An 18,551-nucleotide genomic window follows, 5' to 3' on the forward strand; every position below is an offset into this window, starting at 1 on the left:
ACAGCAATAAGCGCCGTATTAGGGGATCAGTCTTTAAAAGTGATAACGAACCTCGTGCCTTCGTTGATTTTGCTTGTGACGTCGATGGTGCCTTTTAGATTGGTGACGTGATTATACACCAGGTACAGGCCTATTCCCTTGCTGTCGTTATGATCGTGGAATTTCTGGTTTAGCCCGAAGATCTTATCTTTTACTTTATCCATATCAAATCCCATCCCGTTGTCAGTAAAGATGAGTTGTTTGATACCGGAGTTGATCGCTGTTTCGATGGTAATTACTGGGGTTACTCCCGGTCGGGCATATTTGACCGAGTTTGTTATCAGGTTCAGGAATATGCTGTCGAGATAAGCGCGGTTAAATTTAACTTGATCAAATGCGGCGAAGTTGGTCGTTAAGTTTACCCGCGACACATCCATAAGAGAATGAATTGAAATGAGCACGGACTTGAGGCTGTGAGAAATGCAGACCTCCTCGGTGTCAACTGGCAGCCGATCTTTCTTAATCAGGACGTCCACTGAATTATTCAAAACTTCGCTCAGGCTATCGGTAGTAGTCTTTAACACTTCGATATATTCCCGAATTTCCGGATCGCTAATCTTATCGACATCCAATAGGCTGAACAGGGAAATCAAATTATTGACCGGGGATCTGAGGTCGTGCGATGTTGTATAACTCAGGTGTTTTAATTCCCTGTTGATCCCTGTCAGATACTCAACATGCTGGTTTCTTTCTTCCTCAAGCTTTTTCTTTGCTGTAACGTTCTTCGCAATAGCATACACTAATTCATCTTTTGGCGAGGGCATGGAAGTCCAGGATAGCCAAACTATCTCGCCATCTTTTGTCTGATAACGATTCTCAAAATTTAAAAGCGGAACACTGTTCAATACGACTTCGCGTGACGCTTTGGTTATTATTTTGTCTTCATCGTACACAAAATTGCTGATTGGTTGTGACAAGAGTTCTTCATTGGTATACCCGAGAACTTTCGAAACGGCCGGGTTGATTCGTCTGAAATATCCATCGAAACCGGCAATACACAACAAATCTGGCGACAACTCGAAAAAGTGTTCGAATTTATATAATGGGTCGGATGGCTGGTCTGAGTCATTCATAGGCAATCTGAAATGATCTAAAAGTAGATGAATTTACATGATTTCTAAGTAATTTCTGCATATCGTTACGCCTGTAACACACAGAAAATTAAAGTATACGTGTGAAAATTAACTATTAGTCTAATTATCAGCAGTTAAGGGAAATCGTAAAAATTAAAACTGCAATTAATTTACAGGAAACACTTCAATAAAGAATAACTGCGCAACAATTGCAATACCGTAACTCACAAGGAAGGCCAGTACGAATTTTAAAATTAGTGGGCAATTTGGTTTAGGCCGTAATTAGTAAAACGAAAGCAACCCTTTTTTGATTGGCGCCGTACTCCCAATAACCAACTATAACTAAATAATTTTATGAAAGCTATTTTTAAAAGCCAATTGATGACAATAATTGCGGTGTGTGCAATATTGATGGGTACTGTTTCAGGTTGTAAAAAGGATGATGATCCGGAGGTTGACAATATGAAAAGGGTAACAGTGACTCTGAGCGGGGCTCAGGAAACTCCTGCTGTTCAAAGTACCGGTACAGGAACGGCAAAATTAGTTTTTGATCCGGCTCTGAAAACTATTAACTACAATATGACCTGGACATTGGGTTCATCAACCGCAACCACCACTAATATGCACTTTCATGGTGCTGAGGATGGTTCTGATCTAAAGAGTTCGGGTGTAGCTATCGGCATCACCGGATTTACAACGGCCAATACGGGAACGATTTCCGGTACAACTGTGGCATTGACAGATGCTCAGGTTGCGCAACTTTTGGCAGGAAAATGGTATCTGAATATTCATAGCTCGACCGTGCCAGGAGGGGAATTAAGAGGAAATATCAAATTCTAAAGCCTCTGGCTTTTTGAATTTCAATGAGGTGGCAGATTTCATGTTCCTGTCACCTCATTTTATGTGTTTAGTGTGAATTGGGAATTAGGGATCAGGTTTTAGGCTTGAGGGTCTGACCTAGTTAGGGTCTGACCAAGAAAATTAGACCTGCACGTAACTTTGTCTTCCGATTGAACAAGTCAATAAGGATTTTTGTGCAGTTATCTTTCGCGTTTTTGTCACTAATCCCGGCAGAAGCGCAGGAATTATTTGTCGCAACAGAGCCAGCAAGCAACCAGCCCCGGAACTCTGTCAGGGTTAGGCTTTCGAATGAAGGTGTAGCAGAAACCGACCTGAAGAGCAGGACAAGTTTAGGTTTAATGTACGGACTGAACAAGAACCTGATGATCAATGCGAATGCTTACATGGCAGATTTTTATCAGCGAAAGCAGCGGATTGGTGGGTACTCATTTTATACAAAATACCGCTTCCTGAATATTGACAACGCTCAGAAACACTTCCGCGGGGCTGCATTTGCTCACTATTCCACTGTTAAATTTCCAATAATACATGACGAGATAAATCTGGCGGGCGAAAATAATGGACTGCAGGGTGGACTGGTTTTCACACAGCTGCTTCATAAACTGGCCTTGTCGGGATCCGTTTCATATACCAAATCACTGGATAAGTTTACTCCGGGGCATGAGATGCTGCATGATGATGCCCATAACAGCATAGGGTATACTTTCTCAACCGGCTATCTGGTGTTTCCAAAGGAGTATACCAACTACAAGCAGATAAACACCAATCTTTATGTGGAATTTCTCGGTGACTCACATACCGGCTCGGGCAGGAATTTTATGGATATATCGCCGGCAATTCAATTCATCTTTCACAGTAAAGTGAGGCTGGACCTATCAAAGCGCCAGCAGCTTTGGGGGAATATGCAGCGAAGATTTAAAAATTTATACCAGGTACGGGTTGAATACAACCTTTTCAATGTATTGTAAGTACAGCGGACCCTGCATTTCCACAACAGATGCGCATCCAGGTTACCTTATTCGTTTCATGGGGAAAGCCTGACGCTTTACTACACCTTTGCTGATCCCTGAAATCTCAGCGATCAGCGAATCTTTTGATATTCTTGTATAAGAAATAAGCTGAGGGAAGTCGTGGTTCTTGTTTTCAAAGACGACTTTGTTGTCGGAGTTACTGATCATGGGAAAACTAACAGGCTGATTATTGTTCTGTCCGTTTACTGTGGGGATGTAGATAAGAAGATTGCTTTTTCTGACAAGCTGGATGTTCTCAAAAACTACTGTGTCTCGTTCTCGGATCATATAGCTTTTTCCGGCCAGCTCGCTATTGCTCACTTTCTTCCAGGATTCATACATACTGCCGCGAGAGGTTTTATTTTCCCAGGTTCCAATCAGCCATTCGGCCTCATGAGTTTGAAAATTGCCGCGGGTTCCCATGCTGCTGGCGAGGCTGAAGGCAATGCAAGTACTTAGAAAGAATTTGATTTTCATATTACTGGGTTTACTGTTTAAATATGAATGCAAACATAGCTCTGGTGAACTACCCAAAATTGTAAAGATGCGACCTTAATCTATTCCAGAAAAAAATGCAGTCAACTTCAGGTTATCAGAATAGAATTGTTTGGGGCTGAGCCCGGTGAATTCTTTAAAGTCCTTTATAAAATGGGCCTGATCATAGTATTCACTCTCATGGGCGATGACAGTGAGGCTGTTTGAGTCGCTGCGTTGAAGTAACTTCAGCGCGGTCTGTAGTCTGATGATCTTTAGTAGTTGTTTAGGGCTCAGGCCCACAACGACAGCAAACTTTCGCTCTAACTGCCTTCTGTTCACACTCATTTTTACGGAAAGATCCTCGACTGATCCCTGGCCCTTTAAATTAATTATTTCCTGCACAGTGTTCTTTACTGTTCGATCGATCGTTTCAGGGATAGATAGCCTGCTTAAAAAAAAGGCTTCGATGATGCCTATCTTTTCTGGGATTGTTTCTGCAGTAGAAATTGCCTGCCCCACCTCCCGGCCATCATTTTCAAACAGCTCTGTGAGTGGTACCGCTCTGTTGTCCATATTCTTTATTGAGATACCAGCCAATGGAGTAAAACCATCCGGGTGGAATCTTACAGCAAAAATGTTTGTGGCACCTGTTGGCTCGATGTCCAACGGAGAAGTTATTTGTCCGAATACAAAAGCTTTCGGTTGGATCATTTTACTCCCGTCCTTTAGATATTGGACATAACTGTCGCCGAGATGAAAAATCATTTCCATACATCCGTCAGGTACGATGCGCTGCTTTTGAGGCAGGAGTTTTCTCGGGCCCCGGAGAGTCCAGTAACATTTAATAATGGAGGCTAAAACGATACCTGGGGGAAAGGTTTTGTAATCCATGCTGCAATATCAGGTTATTTAGACTAATCCATTGAGCATGTGGTCGAAAATTGGCTTGCATTTTTCTTTACAGCAGGGATAATAATGTCCGTGCTTCCACTGATCAGATTTGGGAGAAAGGCCCCACCAGAATTCTGTCATTGCAAGTGGTTGCAGCTGATGCTGGAAAGCATAATGCAGGAGTTTCGGTCCGGCGCATTCCCCGGCACCACTTGGCGGATTTTTGTAATTGGCTTTCTTAAATATCTGTGCCAGGCTTTTTTGCTCGCCAGCCTGATTCAGGAAGAAGTAATGGTCGAATATCTGATGCTGCAGGGAATTCGAATGCATGCGGCGCTTGGATTTCAATAATTTTACCTGTTCTTCGTAGTCCGCTGGTTTCGACTCTTCTAGAGCTTTGATAAATAAATTGATGCGGGTGAGGGCCTGCATGCCTTCGGTTACAAAACTCTGGTCTGTCAGGCTATCAAATACAGGAGGGACAAATTTTGTATGATTATTGCCTCCGGCAAGTTTGCCGGAAAATGCTGCGAGGTAGCCAACCTCGTTATTTTTGTCCTTTACTACGAGCACACCAAACATCTTACCTATAATCGCACCCTGCTGACCTTGCGATAACCCAAAGTTGTGTTCCCAATCGGTTTGCGTTTGCAGATAACGTTGAAGATGTTTTGCGGCAATTTTTGCTAATGGGTGGGGAGTTTTGTCCAATGTAAAGGTTTCCGGCACCTCGAGTTCGGGCGTTAAGGAAGTTAACGGTATGAAGAACTTATTTGTATGATTTGTTTCCGCGCTCAGTTCAATCCCTTTCTTCGTTTATAGTTCCCTGAACTTGAACCCGTACTGCTTCAAAGCTTCTTCCAGTATGGGCAGACTCGCCTTGCCCATCCCGTGAAAACTTAAAAGTTCTTTCCGGCTCAAGCGGGCAAGTGCTTCAAGAGTAGTAATGCCGTTATTTTCCAGAGCCCTCCTGGCTGGAGCACTTAATCCAGACAAAAATCCGCTTTCAGGCTTGCGTTGACTTTCACAAACCGGGCAAGTAGGGCAGTCGCTGCTTTTGTAATATGAGTGACCATTAGGGCAGGTCCTTAATGTCTGTTTATCGCTAGTCATTCTGCTTTTGTAAATTCTCCAAAATGCCAAAGTATTCCTGATGGATCGTGAACGAAGCATTCCCTGCCCCATTCGAGTATTCGAATTGGGGTAAGTTTGATATTCTCATATTTACTTTCCAAATCCAGATCAACAAGTTCTTTCCAAAAATGGCTCACATCTTTGACTTCCATGAAAACCATGGTGTTGTCAACCCAATCCTTTACATAGGCGTCCTGTAAATAAAATCCAAACTGTCCGCTTGTAAAGAGAGACATATTTGCAGTTAGAACGGTTTGCTGGAATCCAAGATCCCGGTAGAAGGAACATGATATTTCAAAGTTTCTTGCTCCGATAAACGGCCGGATGGAAATTGCCTGATGATTCATTGCATTGCTTACCTGGTTTACTCAGCAAAGTTACCGGATAAATCCAAATCTCATAGTTTCAAGCTTAACCATAACGATCTATCATTGTTTAAACTATATAGATTTTCTCTATAACGCCATAAATTTTAAGAATAATTACAAGAGGAAGTTTATTGTAGATTTGGCAAAAGACTTTAAAATTTATTACATATGGAAGATCATTCACACCCACATCACGACGCCAAAGTTGGCGACATGAACACCGAGAGCGCAGCGAAATGTCCTTTTTCAAGCGGAGCACTAAAGCATAGTGCCGGCGGTGGCATGACCAACCGTGACTGGTGGCCAAATCAGTTAAACTTGAACATCCTGCGTCAACATTCGTCGTTGTCTAACCCGATGGACAAGGATTTTAACTATGCTGAGGAGTTCAAGAAACTTGATCTAAGTGCAGTTAAGCAAGACTTGTTTGACCTGATGACAGATTCTCAGGATTGGTGGCCGGCTGATTATGGTCATTATGGTCCCTTCTTTATCAGGATGGCATGGCATAGTGCCGGTACTTATCGGATCAGTGACGGACGCGGAGGAAGCGGTTCAGGTTCTCAACGCTTTGCGCCATTAAACAGCTGGCCGGATAATGCAAATCTTGATAAGGCCCGTTTGTTATTGTGGCCGATCAAGCAGAAATACGGTAAGCAGATATCATGGGCAGATCTAATGATCCTTGCTGGTAACTGCGCACTGGAGTCGATGGGTTTTGCGACGTTCGGTTTTGGTGGCGGTCGTGAGGATATTTGGGAACCTGAGCAGGATACTTACTGGGGAGTTGAGAATGAGTGGTTGGGCGATAAACGTCATGTTGGTGAGCGCGAGCTTGAGAATCCGCTTGCTGCTGTTCAAATGGGATTGATCTATGTAAATCCGGAAGGTCCCCATGGTAACCCGGATCCGATTGCTGCCGCTCGTGACATCCGCGAAACTTTCGGTCGTATGGCGATGAATGATGAAGAAACTGTTGCATTGATTGCGGGCGGTCATACATTCGGTAAAACTCATGGCGCTGCCGATCCAAGCAAATATATTGAGAAGGAGCCTGCAGGTGCTGGGATTGAAGAGCAGGGCCTTGGCTGGAGAAATAGCTATGGTACCGGGAATGCGGGTGATACGATCACGAGCGGTTTGGAAGGTGCGTGGACTACTACCCCAACCAAATGGAGCAATAACTTTTTTGACAATCTCTTTGGTTTTGAGTGGGAGCTCACCAAAAGCCCCGCAGGAGCTAGCCAATGGAAGCCAAAGGGCGACGCAGGGGCAGGTACTGTGCCTGATGCACATGATCCGGCGAAAAAACATGCACCCTTTATGCTGACTACAGACCTTGCTTTGATGATGGATGCTAATTACGCTCCAATTTCTAAGCGTTTCCATGAGCATCCGGAACAGTTTGCAGATGCCTTCGCGAAAGCATGGTTTAAACTGACTCATCGTGATATGGGACCGAAAGAGCGTTACCTGGGCCCTGAAGTGCCGAGCGAGGAACTATTATGGCAGGATCCAATTCCTGCAGTTACACACGAGCTGATAAACGACCATGATATTGCTGACCTAAAGGGCAAAATTGCTGCTTCTGGGTTAACCGTGTCACAGCTTGTTTCAGCAGCGTGGGCATCAGCGTCAACGTACCGCGATTCGGACAAAAGAGGCGGAACTAATGGTGCGCGGGTTCGGTTGCAACCACAGCGCAGCTGGGAAGTTAACAATCCTACACAGTTAGCTGCCGTGCTTCAAAAACTAGAGTGGATACAAAAGGACTTCAGTACTGTTAAAACTGTTTCGATGGCCGACCTTATCGTTCTTGGAGGTTGCGTTGGCGTTGAACAAGCTGCTAAGAAGGCAGGTTATGACCTTACTGTGCCATTTAAAGCAGGAAGGGCAGATGCATCACAACAGCAAACTGATGTAGCTTCATTTGCAGCACTTGAGCCAAAAGCTGATGGCTTCCGTAACTATCAGAGCGGCCGTCATAATCCGTCGGCGGAAGAAATGCTGGTTGATAAGGCGCAATTGCTGAAATTAACTGCTCCGGAAATGACTGCCCTGGTTGGCGGTATGCGTGTTTTAAGCACCAACTTTGATCAGTCTGCTCATGGAGTTTTCACCGATCGCCCGGGCACATTATCAAATGATTTCTTTGTGAATTTGTTAGATTTCGGTACAACCTGGAGAGCGACATCAGATAACCAAAAGGTGTTTGAAGGTCGTGACCGTAAGACGGGTCAGGTGAAATGGACGGGTACCCGTGCTGATCTTATCTTCGGTTCTAACTCTGAGCTACGTGCTATTGCTGAAGTTTATGGCTGTGAAGATGGAAAGGATAAGTTTGTGAGAGATTTTGTAGCAGCCTGGAGTAAGGTAATGGAATTGGGACGTTATTGATAGACGGGAATTGGTTATCGGTGATCGGTTATCATTAACCAGTAATCGGTAATCAGTAATCGGTGATCAGTAATCGGTGATCAGTAATCAGTATACAGTAATCAGTAATCAGTAATCGGTAATCAGTAATCGATGGGTAACTGATTACTGATTACTTTTTTTTACTGATTACTTTCTCCTACGCTTTGCGTACAAACTCAGACTTCAGGGCCATTGAGCCAAATCCGTCAATCTTACAGGAAATGTTATGGTCGCCTTCGCTCAGGCGGATGTTTTTCACCTTAGTCCCGGCTTTAATAGGTTTTGGGGCGCCCTTGACAGGAAGATCTTTGATCACGATCACAGAATCGCCGTTCTTCAATTCATTGCCGTTTGAGTCGAGAATTTTCAAGTTGCTTTCGTCAGTGCTTTCCCCATCTGACGGTTTCCATTCATGGAAGCATTGTGAGCAAATCAATTTTTCTCCTTCGGGGTAAGTAAATTCTGAATTGCATTCCGGGCAGTGGGTATTTTCGCTCATTCTTTCTACGTTGATGAGCCAAAAGTAGAAAAACTAAACTTATCCGTTTTTGCGATATTTAGTAAGCTTTATTTCTTTTAATGGGTTTCCGCCATCTAAATATAGTTTTCCGTCCTTTTTAAGGGCTTTTGCAATATTTCTTAGTGATTGGCTTTCTATTTCCGGGTGCCTGCCGTCCAAAGATCCCACTCGTACGGCTACTGCAAGGTCAAACAATTGTTCTTCTGGCTTGAGTTCGAATTTTTCTATCGCAACATGCCTATATGAAAGATTGCCCCGAGATATTTCACTTTGAGAACCAGTAACTGCTTGTTGAATCGCTTTTGCTGAGCGGTCAATTGCCAAAATATGTCCCTTGACAATGTGTCTTGAAATCTCTCTGGCCATCGCACCCGGCCCGCAGCCAATTTCCAATACCCTTGTTCCTTCTTTTAACGGCAGGGCAAGTACAATATCCTGTAATCGCTTAGATAATTTCATTTCTATTTTTTGCGTAATTGGTTTTTGCAAGAAAGCAAAGCTGAACAAACCGTCGTTGATAAATGTGACTAATCTTTACGAACAAATGGGTTCATTATTGGGTCTCATTGCATTCATTTTGCGTAAATAAGGGGATTGTGGAGTTCCATGTATATTTCAGGGTGAGGAATTTTTTCAAAGCCGTATTTTTGGTAAAGCCAGTCGGCTGTAGAGGTTAGCAAAATCCAGCGCCTTAAGCCCTGCAAATTAGGGTGATCCATTATGATACTAATGAGTTCTTTGGAAATTCCTTGTCCACGATACTCCTCTAGAAGATAAACATCTCCAAGATAAGCTATCGTTGAAAAGTCGGATATTATTCTTGCAAAACCGATTTGTTTATTGTGATGGAACACCCCAAAATTGAGAGAGTTGTCAATTGATATTTTTACCTTTTCAAACGGGATGTTTTTGCTCCAATCGGAGTGGTTTGCCAGGAAATCATGGATAGCATTGATGTCCATTTTAGACTTGTCCGTCGTGTAGAAGTAATCTCCTATTGTCTTTTCAACAAGCATAATATATTATTGGGTGTTTTCACTCGGTATGCTGAAAGGGTATGAAATTTTATTTGTACCAAAATCCGGATCATTCAATACTCTCAGTACCAAAATAAAAAGAAAGTCAGCAGTTTCAAATATTAGCGACAGTGTTATTGAATTTCTCTTGGGGCGTAGTCTTTCTACATCAACGTAATTTAGTCTTCTTTCGAACAACACTAATAAACGGCAGCACAAGTCTATTCAAATGATAGCAGTTCAGATTAGGTACTTTTTAAACTTTTCGGACCAGTAAGAAAATTTCCTCTTCGAGCCGCATATAGCCGTAGTTATAACAAAAGAAGTAAGTGTTGCCATTCTGTGTACAGTGCAGATGAGTATGATAGGTCAGGTCGAAACCAGATCGAATTAGAACTTCTTTCTTTAGTTTGACCTTGTTACTGGTGCAAAGCTTAGTTAAAATCGAATGGTTTTTGCGGAGGATAGCATTCACCGGCCGAAGTGCTGTCGCAATGCCGGCTTTTATTTGGTTGTTGTAGCTGCTGCGACACTGATCATCGCAGAATTTCTTATCGGCTCTCCCATGAATAGTTGAGCCGCAATCTAAACATTCACGTACCATGTCTGAACGATATTTAGGTGAAAGTTAGTTCATGTCCTTTTTATCCGGATATAAACGTGTATATCCGTTTATTCTCCGGTTAAATTTTATTCTGTAGCACAATTTTGTTTTGTCGCTGACCGAGGGCCGGTCAGTGTTCGTTAATGAATATTTAAATTTTAACACTATGAGTAATTTAAGAAACAGTGTACGCCTGATGGGATTTTTAGGCACCGAACCTGAGGTAAAAATTATCGGAGAGAAAAAGAAGCTTGCGAAAATGGCAATTGCCACTAATGATGCCTATAAGAATGATAAGGGCGAAAAGGTCGAAGAAACTCAGTGGCACAACCTGGTGATGTGGGACGGATTAGCCTCGATTGCCGAGAAATACCTTCACAAAGGTTCTGAAGTAAGTGTTGAGGGTAAACTAACCAGCCGCTCTTATACTGATAAGGAAGGTGTTAAAAAGTATTTCACCGAGATCGTGGTGAATGAGTTACTCATGCTTGGCAAAAAGTAGGGGTAGATTTAGATGAGAGGGCAGGGGCTGATGCTCCTGTCCTTATTAAGCTCGATGGATGAGGCAAAAGGCAGGAGGAATGAGGCATGGTGGAGGAGATCCGAGGTATGAGAATGGGGGAATTCAGAATTTAAAATCCGTTCTCTTATATACTCCCGGACGGGCATGATCGCCCTCTTCAAAATCAAATTCTACTGCTGTAATGCCTTTAAGTTCAGTAAGGGAATAGGTGGCTTCCGCCAGATAAGCCTGCGCTCCTTCACTTCCTGTTTGCTGGGTTAAATATGTGGCATCAGCAATGCTCACAAGCGCCTTTTCACCGTCTAGTTTTACCCATTGTAATTTAATCTCGGGGTATTTTAAGTTTAATGCATCGACAATGTCAGAAGGTTCTAAATTAGTCATATCAGCAGCTGGATCTCTTCGGATCTCCAGCGCATTGGTGCTATCACCGATCTGTACATTCCATGGGACCACGAGGGTTTTCTCGCTATCCATAGTCTCCTCCTTTTCTGGTGCGGTGACATTCTTAGATGGTTCGCTTTGACAGGCAGCAAAGGAAAAGGTGGCGAGGAAGAGATACTTAAATAGTTTCATTGCTTATGGGGTGCTATGTGCTACTGGAATAATTTTTCCATTAAAAAATTTGTGTCCAGTGAGGGCAAAATCAGCAATATACTTACCCATTTCGAAAGCCATTACCGGTGATTGGTAATCCGGGAAAGCTTTTTCCAACATTTCCGTTTGTGCAGAGCCGAGTGCAAGGCAATTAATGCTTATTTCGCGGTCAGCCAATTCAAGTGCAAGGCATTCAGTGAGGATATGCAAAGCAGCTTTGCTTGCTGAGTATGCTGATAGTCCGGGAAATTTCTCACTTCCCTGAAATCCACCCATGCTTCCAATATTTACGATGTGGCTTTTTGGAGGCATTAGCGGGGCAATGTTCTGGATCATTTTAACGTGACCAAGAAGATTGTTCTGAAGCATTTCTGCAAAATCGAGCTGAGAAATCTCCATGAAAGGTTTGTTAATTAAAGATCCGGCATTGTTAATTAGTACATCCACAGTGCCCATACGGTCCTTAATAAAAGGAATAAGTCCTGTTTCATAATCATCGTGCACAATGTCAAATTTCGCGCTGTACAGAAAACAGTCAGGATTTAGTGCTAGTGCGATTTCCTGTAATTTACTTAATTTATCTTCGGATCTGGCAAGGGCAACGACTTTGTGAGAGCCGACTCCAGTAAGTTCCAAAACGGATTCAAATCCGACACCACTGCTTGCTCCTGTAATTACAATATTCATTTCTCAATTCGTTAGTTGGGTCACCGGGTTTTTGATCAGGTGAAAACCATCGTGGATGAGCTTGGTTAAAGTATGCTCATTCGATGCTTTCATCTCCAGGTAAATTCTGATTTCGCGAGCGGTTGCTTTATGAATATTTTCGTGCTCGAGTATTTCGAGAATTTCCATTGAACAGAGCCAATCTTCTCTGTAATTATCCTGAATTTCTTTCCATACAAAAAGTAAATCCTCGTAGTTGGAGTGATGTTCACGGCAGTTCCGGACCTTGCGAAATAGTTCGTGATATTTAATGGTCTCAATGTCGTATTCTGAATGATGGGTAGCAGTTTTAGAAACCGGCGCTGCTTCCTCAAAAGAATCTTTGTCGGCAGCACCGCAATAGGCAGAAACAATTTTCTCTCCAACTGCCATGTCATAGACACCCCATGACGGCTCGAAGAAAATATTACCCTGTTCATCTTTTACGGTGCAGTCAGAGAATGTTATGAGGATTATTTTTCCTTTTTTTCTATTTATGGATTGAACTAAGCCACTCACTGTCAATCCACTTGTAAATTGAAGAGTTGCCGTTTCGTTGATCATTATACCCAAGCTTTGCAGGTTTTCTTCTGACGCATCTTCAAGACCCAAATTTAAATTTTTGAGGCGCCCCACAGGAGATGAGAAGCCATGGGAATGGTATTTTTTGTCGTGTCCATCGAGCTGTTTGTTCTCAAAAGATAAAGCCGATGGTCCGGTAGTTTTTATGAACTGCAACTCATCGCTTGAGTTCATCCCCATATCAGTGAATATGCCGCTTACCTGTATGCCGGAACTATATGTTGCAGTACAAACATTTTTGCATTCAATTGCTTTGAGAATACCCTCAGAACCACCGCGCCTGAAGGCCATCGTATCTGCGAACTGCTCCAAAACATTTATGAGGTTTTGGAAATCGGGTGTTACAAATAGTTGGGGTTGAGGTTTGGTAATGTCGAATGGATAGTTGATTGCATCTAAAGTGTACCAGTGTTTTTTGACCTCCGGAGTCATGCAACTGGTGCTTTCACCAATCGAGGAAAGCAGTCCGGCACCATAGATCTTTGGATCATCCAAAGTTCCGATCAGCCCATATTCCACAGTCCACCAATGAAGTCTGCTAAGCAGTGCCATTTCAGAGGGCTCTCCGAGGTTCTTCTGACAAAAATCTACCCTCTTTTCTGCTTTCCTGAGCAAGCCGGGATCGGCATCATGCATTTCTTTAAGAATCGATAATTCGCGAATAGCTTCGTAAAGTTCAAAATCCTTCGAGGAAAACATGGCTTTTGCCCCGATAGATCCGAAATAGCTCAAATATTCGTGATAATCTTTGTCGGCAATAATTGGCGCATGACCGGCACTTTCATGTATAATATCGGGGGCGGGGGTATATTCAATATGATGAAGCTGGCGAATATCGGCTGCAATAACTAAAACCCGATAAGATTGATACTCCATGAAAGCAGACGGAGGTATAAAGCCATCCACAGTAACAGCTCCCCATCCGATTTTAGCCAGCGCATTGTTCATTTCCTGTAAATCAGGAACCTTTTCAATTGTCAGTCCTGCAGCCTCCAATCCCGGGATATACGGATAATACGCAATGTCTTTCAGATAACTATAGTTTTGGCGCATTACATACCTCCACACGGCATGATCAACCGGTGTATAGTGCTCATAATGTTGTTCAACGATAAACTGCCTAAGGTGATTAGGTAGTTGTTTTACCTGCGGATTGTTAAAATCATTAAAGCCTGCCATTGTATTGGTTAGTAGAGATAGATGTTTGTAAAGTTAATGATTTTTCCTGCCTCTTGTTTTTCCAACACGCCTTTTTTGCAGTGATAAGATAGATAATTTTGTACTTTTGACACTGTCAACACTATGAAAAAGCGAATCCTTATTACTGGCGCTGCAGGCTTTATCGGGAGTAACCTGATCAGCAGTTTATTACGTGAGGGACGCTATTGCGTAATAGGACTTGATAATTTTGACAGCTTTTATCCGCGAGCTGAGAAGGAAAAAAACATTAGTCCCTTTACCGACGATAAAAACTTCCGTTTTTACGAAGGTGATATTCGCAATAGAACTGATTTGGATGCCCTTGATGACATTGATGTCATAGTCCATTTGGCAGCTAAGGCCGGAGTAAGACCGAGTATCAAGGATCCGATTTTGTATCAGGAAGTAAACGTAGGGGGGACCCAGAATCTCCTTGAGTTTGCCCGTAGAAGAAACATCAAGCAATTTGTGTTTGCATCATCAAGTAGTGTTTATGGGATCAACGAACATCTGCCCTGGTCAGAGGAAGATAAGCTGATGCCTATAAGCCCTTATGCATCTACAAAACTTTCCTGTGAAATGTTGGGCCATGTGTATAGTCATTTATATGGGATTCGATTTCTAGCTCTGCGTTTTTTCACGGTGTATGGTCCCGGACAGCGTCCTGACCTCGCAATCCATAAATTTTTCAAGTCGATTATCAATGGAAAGCCAATTCCTGTTTTCGGTGATGGCTCGACCAGCCGCGACTATACCTATGTGGAAGACACTGTAAAGGGGATTGAAGCTGCAATTAACTATGAATCTTCGGATTTCGAAATAATGAATTTAGGTAACCATCGTACGGTGACTTTGCATAATTTGATTATAGCAATTGAAGATTGTTGCGGTAAAAAAGCTATTATTGATCGCCAACCTGAACAGGCGGGTGACGTGCCTCAGACCTATGCGGATATCACTAAAGCCAAAAGGTTATTAAGCTACCATCCATCGACAAATCTGAAGAAGGGGCTGGATAATTTCTATTCCTGGTTTCTCAAAAATCAGGACATCTGATACGATGTCGTTATTGATTTCAAAATTCAGGCAAGATTGATTTTCTTTTCTCCAAGTTGCTTTGGATAAAAAACGAAATAGATTCCGCTGAATGATAAAATTGCAGAGATGCAATAAAACAGAAGGCTAATTATAACCGCAAGGTGCTGATCCATCTGGAAATACTGCGCTCCATATACGAATACAAGTTCTCTGGCACCCAATCCACCAACTGTAAAGGGAAATATCGCTACAAGCGATGACAATAGGAACATGAAAAGGTAGGGTGCAAATTTACCCTCATGATTTAACGCGTATAAAAGAATTATCACAGACACCACCTGCATGGACTGAACGAGTAATGCTTTGCCGTGAGTTATAAAAAAGTTGTAGCTGTAGTCAAGGAAGTACCGACGCATAACAAAATAGTATACAACACTTCCGGTGAGAACAACACTTATGGGTACCCAATTAGGTATTCCCAGGTATGGAATGAAGATAATCAGAATAGACGTAATTAGCCCAAGTGCCCATAGCCCGCTTAGCCGATCAAAGAAAATTGCCTGAAACAGCCTTCTGCCCTTGATAGAGAAGCGTTTCCTTAATAAAAATATTTTATAGCCATCGCCTCCGATTCCTCCAGGAAGAAACAGGTTGTAGAACATTCCGAGCAAATAAATCTTGAAATTGTATAAAGCGGAAATATTCAAGCCAATACCCCTAAAGAAGCTATTCAGTCTTGAAGCGGATATTATCTGAGAGATTACAAAGGCAACGAAGGCAAAGAAGAGAAATAGTGGATTTGATTCACTAAAGGCATCTTTCAGGTCCTTTACCTCTACCTTCCTTGATACCAGGTATAGCGATAAACCTGAGATCGATAATTTTAACAGAAGTTTAAAGAATTTCCAGCTTTTCGTTTTGTCCATTAAAAATCCGTCTAACCTGGTAAGTTTTTCTGTTAGTTCCTTCGAAATAGGTCCGCACGTTTATTTCAGCTAATATTCCGAATGTAATAAGCTGGATGCCGGCAAGTAAAAGTATTAGTCCGAGGATTAATATCGGCTTGCCCCAGATATCCTGCCCCATGATTTTCAGTATAAGCAGATAGACATTGATCAGGAGTCCGATACCGAAAGAGATAAAGCCCATTGTGCCAAAGAGGTGCATTGGCTTCTGAATATATTTCCTAAAAAATACCATGGTTATCAAATCGGCCATTACTTTGAACGTCCGTCCCAAGCCGTACTTTGAGGTTCCATGAATACGGGCGTGATGTTTTACGTCTACCTGGGTGATGCTCGCCCCCTGGAGTTTGGCCAAAACCGGAATGAAGCGGTGCAGCTCACCATAAATACCCAGATCTTCTGCTATCTCCCTTTTAAAAATTTTTAAAGTACAACCGTAGTCTTTGATGTATACACCGGTCATACGCCTGATGATAGCATTCGCTATTTTCGACGGGATCTTTCTGAGGAACATTCCGTCCTGACGGTTTGCACGGTTACCGGCTACAACATCCCAATCTTCATCTTTCAACTTCTGAAGCATAAATGGTATGTCGGAGGGGTCGTTCTGGAGATCGCCATCGATCAATGCAATGTATTTACCAGTTGCATGGTCAATACCAGCGGTCATTGCGGTACTCTGACCATAATTTTTACGGAGCTCGACCAGGTTATTCCTGATATCAGCATGCTCTCTGATCTTCTTTTGAGTGCCATCTGAAGAGCCGTCATCTACAAATATCACTTCATAGTCAATGCCGGTTAAAGCATTACGAATCTCCGACAAAAGCGGCTCAATATTATCCCGTTCATTTAAAACGGTGATCACAACAGAGAGTTCTCTCATTTTACCTCGTAGAATTTTAGGTCGTGATAAGTTTTTACTAACCTGGCGTTAGGATACTTTAATTCCCGGTCAAATGTAAAATAATAACCTGGCTTCGCCGTATTCTCGGTGAATTTCACTTGTGCCATGCGCGTTCGCTCAATATAAAATATCAAACGATCATGAAACGGGATTGCGAGCTCTCCGGGATGGTATTGGTAAAAGAAGAAGGACTTCCCTTTACTGATATTACCCATCTCAATTGCAGCTTGTTTGTAGTAATTCTCGATTTTATGGTGTGCACGATGTGGCAAAACGAAAAGGCTGAAGGCTAACCTAACAGTTAACAACAAACCGACAAAGCCCAGAAGTTTATGACTTTTAAACCGATAGATCATCCATGCAAACAGGCAGCACATGATGAAAATAAGAATGACTTTCAGCTCAACAAAGGTAACATATGGCGAAAGATCGAAAAACAATGCTGCCGGCACAGCAAGGCTGACGAGAATAGCTAAAGCGAGAATAGTTCTTTCAAATACGATGTTCGTTTTCGGAAGTGCTTCTCTATAGGAGTAATATGCATGGCTCCAGATAATGAATAGGAGGGGATACAACATCATCAGATATCGTGGTCTTGTTTGAGGTGAAAGCCAGTAAACCCAGATGTTTGCAAGAAAGATAATTGCAATGTATTTTAGAAATGGATGGGTTTTGATTCCCTGAATAAAACCACTATGAAAGCAAAAAAGTAAAAGTAAACTTGCTGGCAACAGGTGGACTGTATGCTCAAATGGAAAGGAGATCACATGCAGTGCAGTGGCTGCTATCCCAAATTCTGTAGCAGTCCTTTTGCTGCTCTGATCCCAAATTGTACCTAGATATCCTTCCAGATTTGGATTGTATTGGTAATAATTCAGGAAGTAGATGCCAATTAAACTCAAACAGAATATCCCGCTGATAATATGCTGCCAACTAAACAATTTTTTCAAATTCCGGGTATAAGCCAGCAGTGCGAGCAAGGTGAAACCCTGGAAGACAACGGATGGCAGGCCCTTGCATAAAAAAGTGATCGCAGTGATCAGATAAGATATAAACAACAGCCAGAACCACTGCTTACGTTCGAAAAAGTAGAATATGAGCATAAATGAGCCGAACGTAAGCCAGGAGTAAAAAATATCGATGTGGCCAAGCATTGAATCATAAATAAGCATTCGGCCATTGACAAGAAAAAGCAATCCGCTAAGGACAGCTACACGCTTGTCCTGAATGAAATACCTTACAGCATAGAAAATCGTTATGGCGAAGAGAAACATAGGGATGATCGCCGGAAGTCGGGTGACAAATTCAGAGTAACTGCCAGTCAACTGATATAAGCCTGCAAGAATCCAATTGTAAAACGGGGGCTTGTTGTAATAATATTCGCCGCCGATCGTCGGCACTGAATAATTACCTGACAGGATCATCTCCAGCGCTACGTTCGCTCGCGTCGGCTCATCGGCAAAGAGCGGCAGCAGGCCAAGATTAATAAAGAATACAGGCAGGGCTAATAAAAGCAGAAGGAAAAAGGCCTTTTCAGGATACTGGTTCAGGAATTTTTCAAGTTTCTGCATGCGAAAGACAAAGATATAAAAAGCAAAAGAGAGATCTGAATAGACAGATCTC

Annotated in this window: 20 protein-coding genes; 5 read left to right on the forward strand and 15 right to left on the reverse strand. The window is 42.5% G+C overall.

The features are described 5' to 3' along the window. Nucleotides 1-26: 26 nt before the first annotated feature. Nucleotides 27-1,112 carry a PAS domain-containing sensor histidine kinase gene (locus tag B5X60_RS00260; RefSeq protein WP_079700571.1) on the reverse strand — a complete coding sequence of 362 codons (1,086 nt, stop codon included), beginning with the start codon at nucleotides 1,110-1,112 and terminating at the stop codon, nucleotides 27-29. Nucleotides 1,113-1,466: 354 nt separating this feature from the next. Here B5X60_RS00260 and B5X60_RS00265 point away from each other — a divergent pair, with 354 nt between their 5' ends. Then, complete coding sequence (locus B5X60_RS00265) at nucleotides 1,467-1,952, forward strand: CHRD domain-containing protein (RefSeq protein WP_079700572.1); 486 nt, start codon at nucleotides 1,467-1,469, stop codon at nucleotides 1,950-1,952. 194 nt (nucleotides 1,953-2,146) lie between these two features. Continuing rightward, nucleotides 2,147-2,941 carry a hypothetical protein gene (locus B5X60_RS00270; protein WP_079700573.1) on the forward strand — a complete coding sequence of 265 codons (795 nt, stop codon included), beginning with the start codon at nucleotides 2,147-2,149 and terminating at the stop codon, nucleotides 2,939-2,941. 42 nt (nucleotides 2,942-2,983) lie between these two features. Here the strand turns inward: B5X60_RS00270 and B5X60_RS00275 are convergent, their stop codons facing one another. From B5X60_RS00275 to B5X60_RS00295, 5 genes are all read right to left on the reverse strand, one after another. Continuing rightward, the gene (locus tag B5X60_RS00275) at nucleotides 2,984-3,460 is read right to left on the reverse strand and encodes a DUF6265 family protein (protein ID WP_079700574.1); all 477 of its coding nucleotides are present in this window, start codon (nucleotides 3,458-3,460) and stop codon (nucleotides 2,984-2,986) included. Nucleotides 3,461-3,535: 75 nt separating this feature from the next. Then, nucleotides 3,536-4,351: a helix-turn-helix transcriptional regulator gene (locus B5X60_RS00280; protein WP_079700575.1), complete on the reverse strand. Its 816-nt coding sequence runs from the start codon at nucleotides 4,349-4,351 to the stop codon at nucleotides 3,536-3,538. Nucleotides 4,352-4,369: 18 nt separating this feature from the next. Then, nucleotides 4,370-5,062 carry a hypothetical protein gene (locus B5X60_RS00285; RefSeq protein ID WP_221406176.1) on the reverse strand — a complete coding sequence of 231 codons (693 nt, stop codon included), beginning with the start codon at nucleotides 5,060-5,062 and terminating at the stop codon, nucleotides 4,370-4,372. Nucleotides 5,063-5,167: 105 nt separating this feature from the next. Further along, nucleotides 5,168-5,464 (reverse strand): RNA polymerase alpha subunit C-terminal domain-containing protein, encoded by a 297-nt coding sequence (locus B5X60_RS00290; RefSeq protein WP_079700577.1) that lies wholly within the window; start codon nucleotides 5,462-5,464, stop codon nucleotides 5,168-5,170. Then, nucleotides 5,461-5,832, reverse strand: a complete 372-nt coding sequence (locus tag B5X60_RS00295; RefSeq protein ID WP_079700578.1) for a VOC family protein — start codon at nucleotides 5,830-5,832, stop codon at nucleotides 5,461-5,463. Before B5X60_RS00295 ends, B5X60_RS00290 begins: the two co-directional genes overlap by 4 nt. Before the next feature lie 189 nt (nucleotides 5,833-6,021). On the opposite strand from B5X60_RS00295, the gene katG reads away from it, so the two are divergent. Then, nucleotides 6,022-8,250, forward strand: coding sequence for a catalase/peroxidase HPI (katG, locus tag B5X60_RS00300; RefSeq protein WP_079700579.1), 2,229 nt, complete (start codon nucleotides 6,022-6,024; stop codon nucleotides 8,248-8,250). Nucleotides 8,251-8,428: 178 nt separating this feature from the next. Here katG and B5X60_RS00305 read toward each other — a convergent pair whose 3' ends face one another. The 3 genes from B5X60_RS00305 to B5X60_RS00315 all read right to left on the reverse strand — a co-directional run bounded on the left by B5X60_RS00305 (nucleotide 8,429) and on the right by B5X60_RS00315 (nucleotide 9,807). Continuing rightward, on the reverse strand, nucleotides 8,429-8,770 hold the full coding sequence (locus tag B5X60_RS00305) for a zinc ribbon domain-containing protein YjdM (protein WP_079700580.1): 342 nt from the start codon (nucleotides 8,768-8,770) through the stop codon (nucleotides 8,429-8,431). A gap of 39 nt (nucleotides 8,771-8,809) precedes the next feature. Next, the gene (locus B5X60_RS00310) at nucleotides 8,810-9,298 is read right to left on the reverse strand and encodes a class I SAM-dependent methyltransferase (RefSeq protein WP_221406177.1); all 489 of its coding nucleotides are present in this window, start codon (nucleotides 9,296-9,298) and stop codon (nucleotides 8,810-8,812) included. Between the two features lie 65 nt (nucleotides 9,299-9,363). Continuing rightward, entirely contained in the window at nucleotides 9,364-9,807 is a 444-nt protein-coding gene (locus B5X60_RS00315) for a GNAT family N-acetyltransferase (RefSeq protein WP_079700582.1), read from the reverse strand. Nucleotides 9,808-10,577: 770 nt separating this feature from the next. Here B5X60_RS00315 and B5X60_RS00325 point away from each other — a divergent pair. After that, a complete protein-coding gene (locus tag B5X60_RS00325; protein ID WP_079700584.1) occupies nucleotides 10,578-10,913 on the forward strand; it encodes a single-stranded DNA-binding protein in 336 nt (111 codons plus the stop codon). Between the two features lie 123 nt (nucleotides 10,914-11,036). On the opposite strand, the gene B5X60_RS00330 is transcribed toward B5X60_RS00325, so the two are convergent. From B5X60_RS00330 to B5X60_RS00340, 3 genes are read right to left on the reverse strand one after another with little or no spacing between them, the layout of a single operon-like run. After that, entirely contained in the window at nucleotides 11,037-11,510 is a 474-nt protein-coding gene (locus B5X60_RS00330) for a hypothetical protein (protein ID WP_079700585.1), read from the reverse strand. A 3-nt stretch (nucleotides 11,511-11,513) separates the two neighbouring features. Then, entirely contained in the window at nucleotides 11,514-12,218 is a 705-nt protein-coding gene (locus B5X60_RS00335) for an SDR family oxidoreductase (protein WP_079700586.1), read from the reverse strand. Nucleotides 12,219-12,221: 3 nt separating this feature from the next. After that, complete coding sequence (locus B5X60_RS00340; protein ID WP_079700587.1) at nucleotides 12,222-13,997, reverse strand: aromatic amino acid hydroxylase; 1,776 nt, start codon at nucleotides 13,995-13,997, stop codon at nucleotides 12,222-12,224. Between the two features lie 123 nt (nucleotides 13,998-14,120). Here B5X60_RS00340 and B5X60_RS00345 point away from each other — a divergent pair, with 123 nt between their 5' ends. After that, a complete protein-coding gene (locus B5X60_RS00345; RefSeq protein ID WP_079700588.1) occupies nucleotides 14,121-15,074 on the forward strand; it encodes an NAD-dependent epimerase/dehydratase family protein in 954 nt (317 codons plus the stop codon). Nucleotides 15,075-15,100: 26 nt separating this feature from the next. On the opposite strand, the gene B5X60_RS00350 is transcribed toward B5X60_RS00345, so the two are convergent. Genes B5X60_RS00350 through B5X60_RS00360 form a run of 3 tightly spaced genes read right to left on the reverse strand, consistent with a single transcriptional unit; the run spans nucleotide 15,101 to nucleotide 18,499 of the window. Further along, nucleotides 15,101-15,982, reverse strand: coding sequence for a lysylphosphatidylglycerol synthase transmembrane domain-containing protein (locus tag B5X60_RS00350; protein ID WP_079700589.1), 882 nt, complete (start codon nucleotides 15,980-15,982; stop codon nucleotides 15,101-15,103). Beyond that, nucleotides 15,951-16,907, reverse strand: coding sequence for a glycosyltransferase family 2 protein (locus tag B5X60_RS00355; protein ID WP_079700590.1), 957 nt, complete (start codon nucleotides 16,905-16,907; stop codon nucleotides 15,951-15,953). The genes B5X60_RS00350 and B5X60_RS00355 overlap by 32 nt, the downstream gene beginning before the upstream one ends. After that, on the reverse strand, nucleotides 16,904-18,499 hold the full coding sequence (locus B5X60_RS00360) for an ArnT family glycosyltransferase (RefSeq protein ID WP_079700591.1): 1,596 nt from the start codon (nucleotides 18,497-18,499) through the stop codon (nucleotides 16,904-16,906). Before B5X60_RS00360 ends, B5X60_RS00355 begins: the two co-directional genes overlap by 4 nt. Between the last annotated feature and the right edge of the window lie 52 nt (nucleotides 18,500-18,551).

The organism is Daejeonella lutea, assembly GCF_900168015.1.
Classification (GTDB): domain Bacteria; phylum Bacteroidota; class Bacteroidia; order Sphingobacteriales; family Sphingobacteriaceae; genus Daejeonella; species Daejeonella lutea.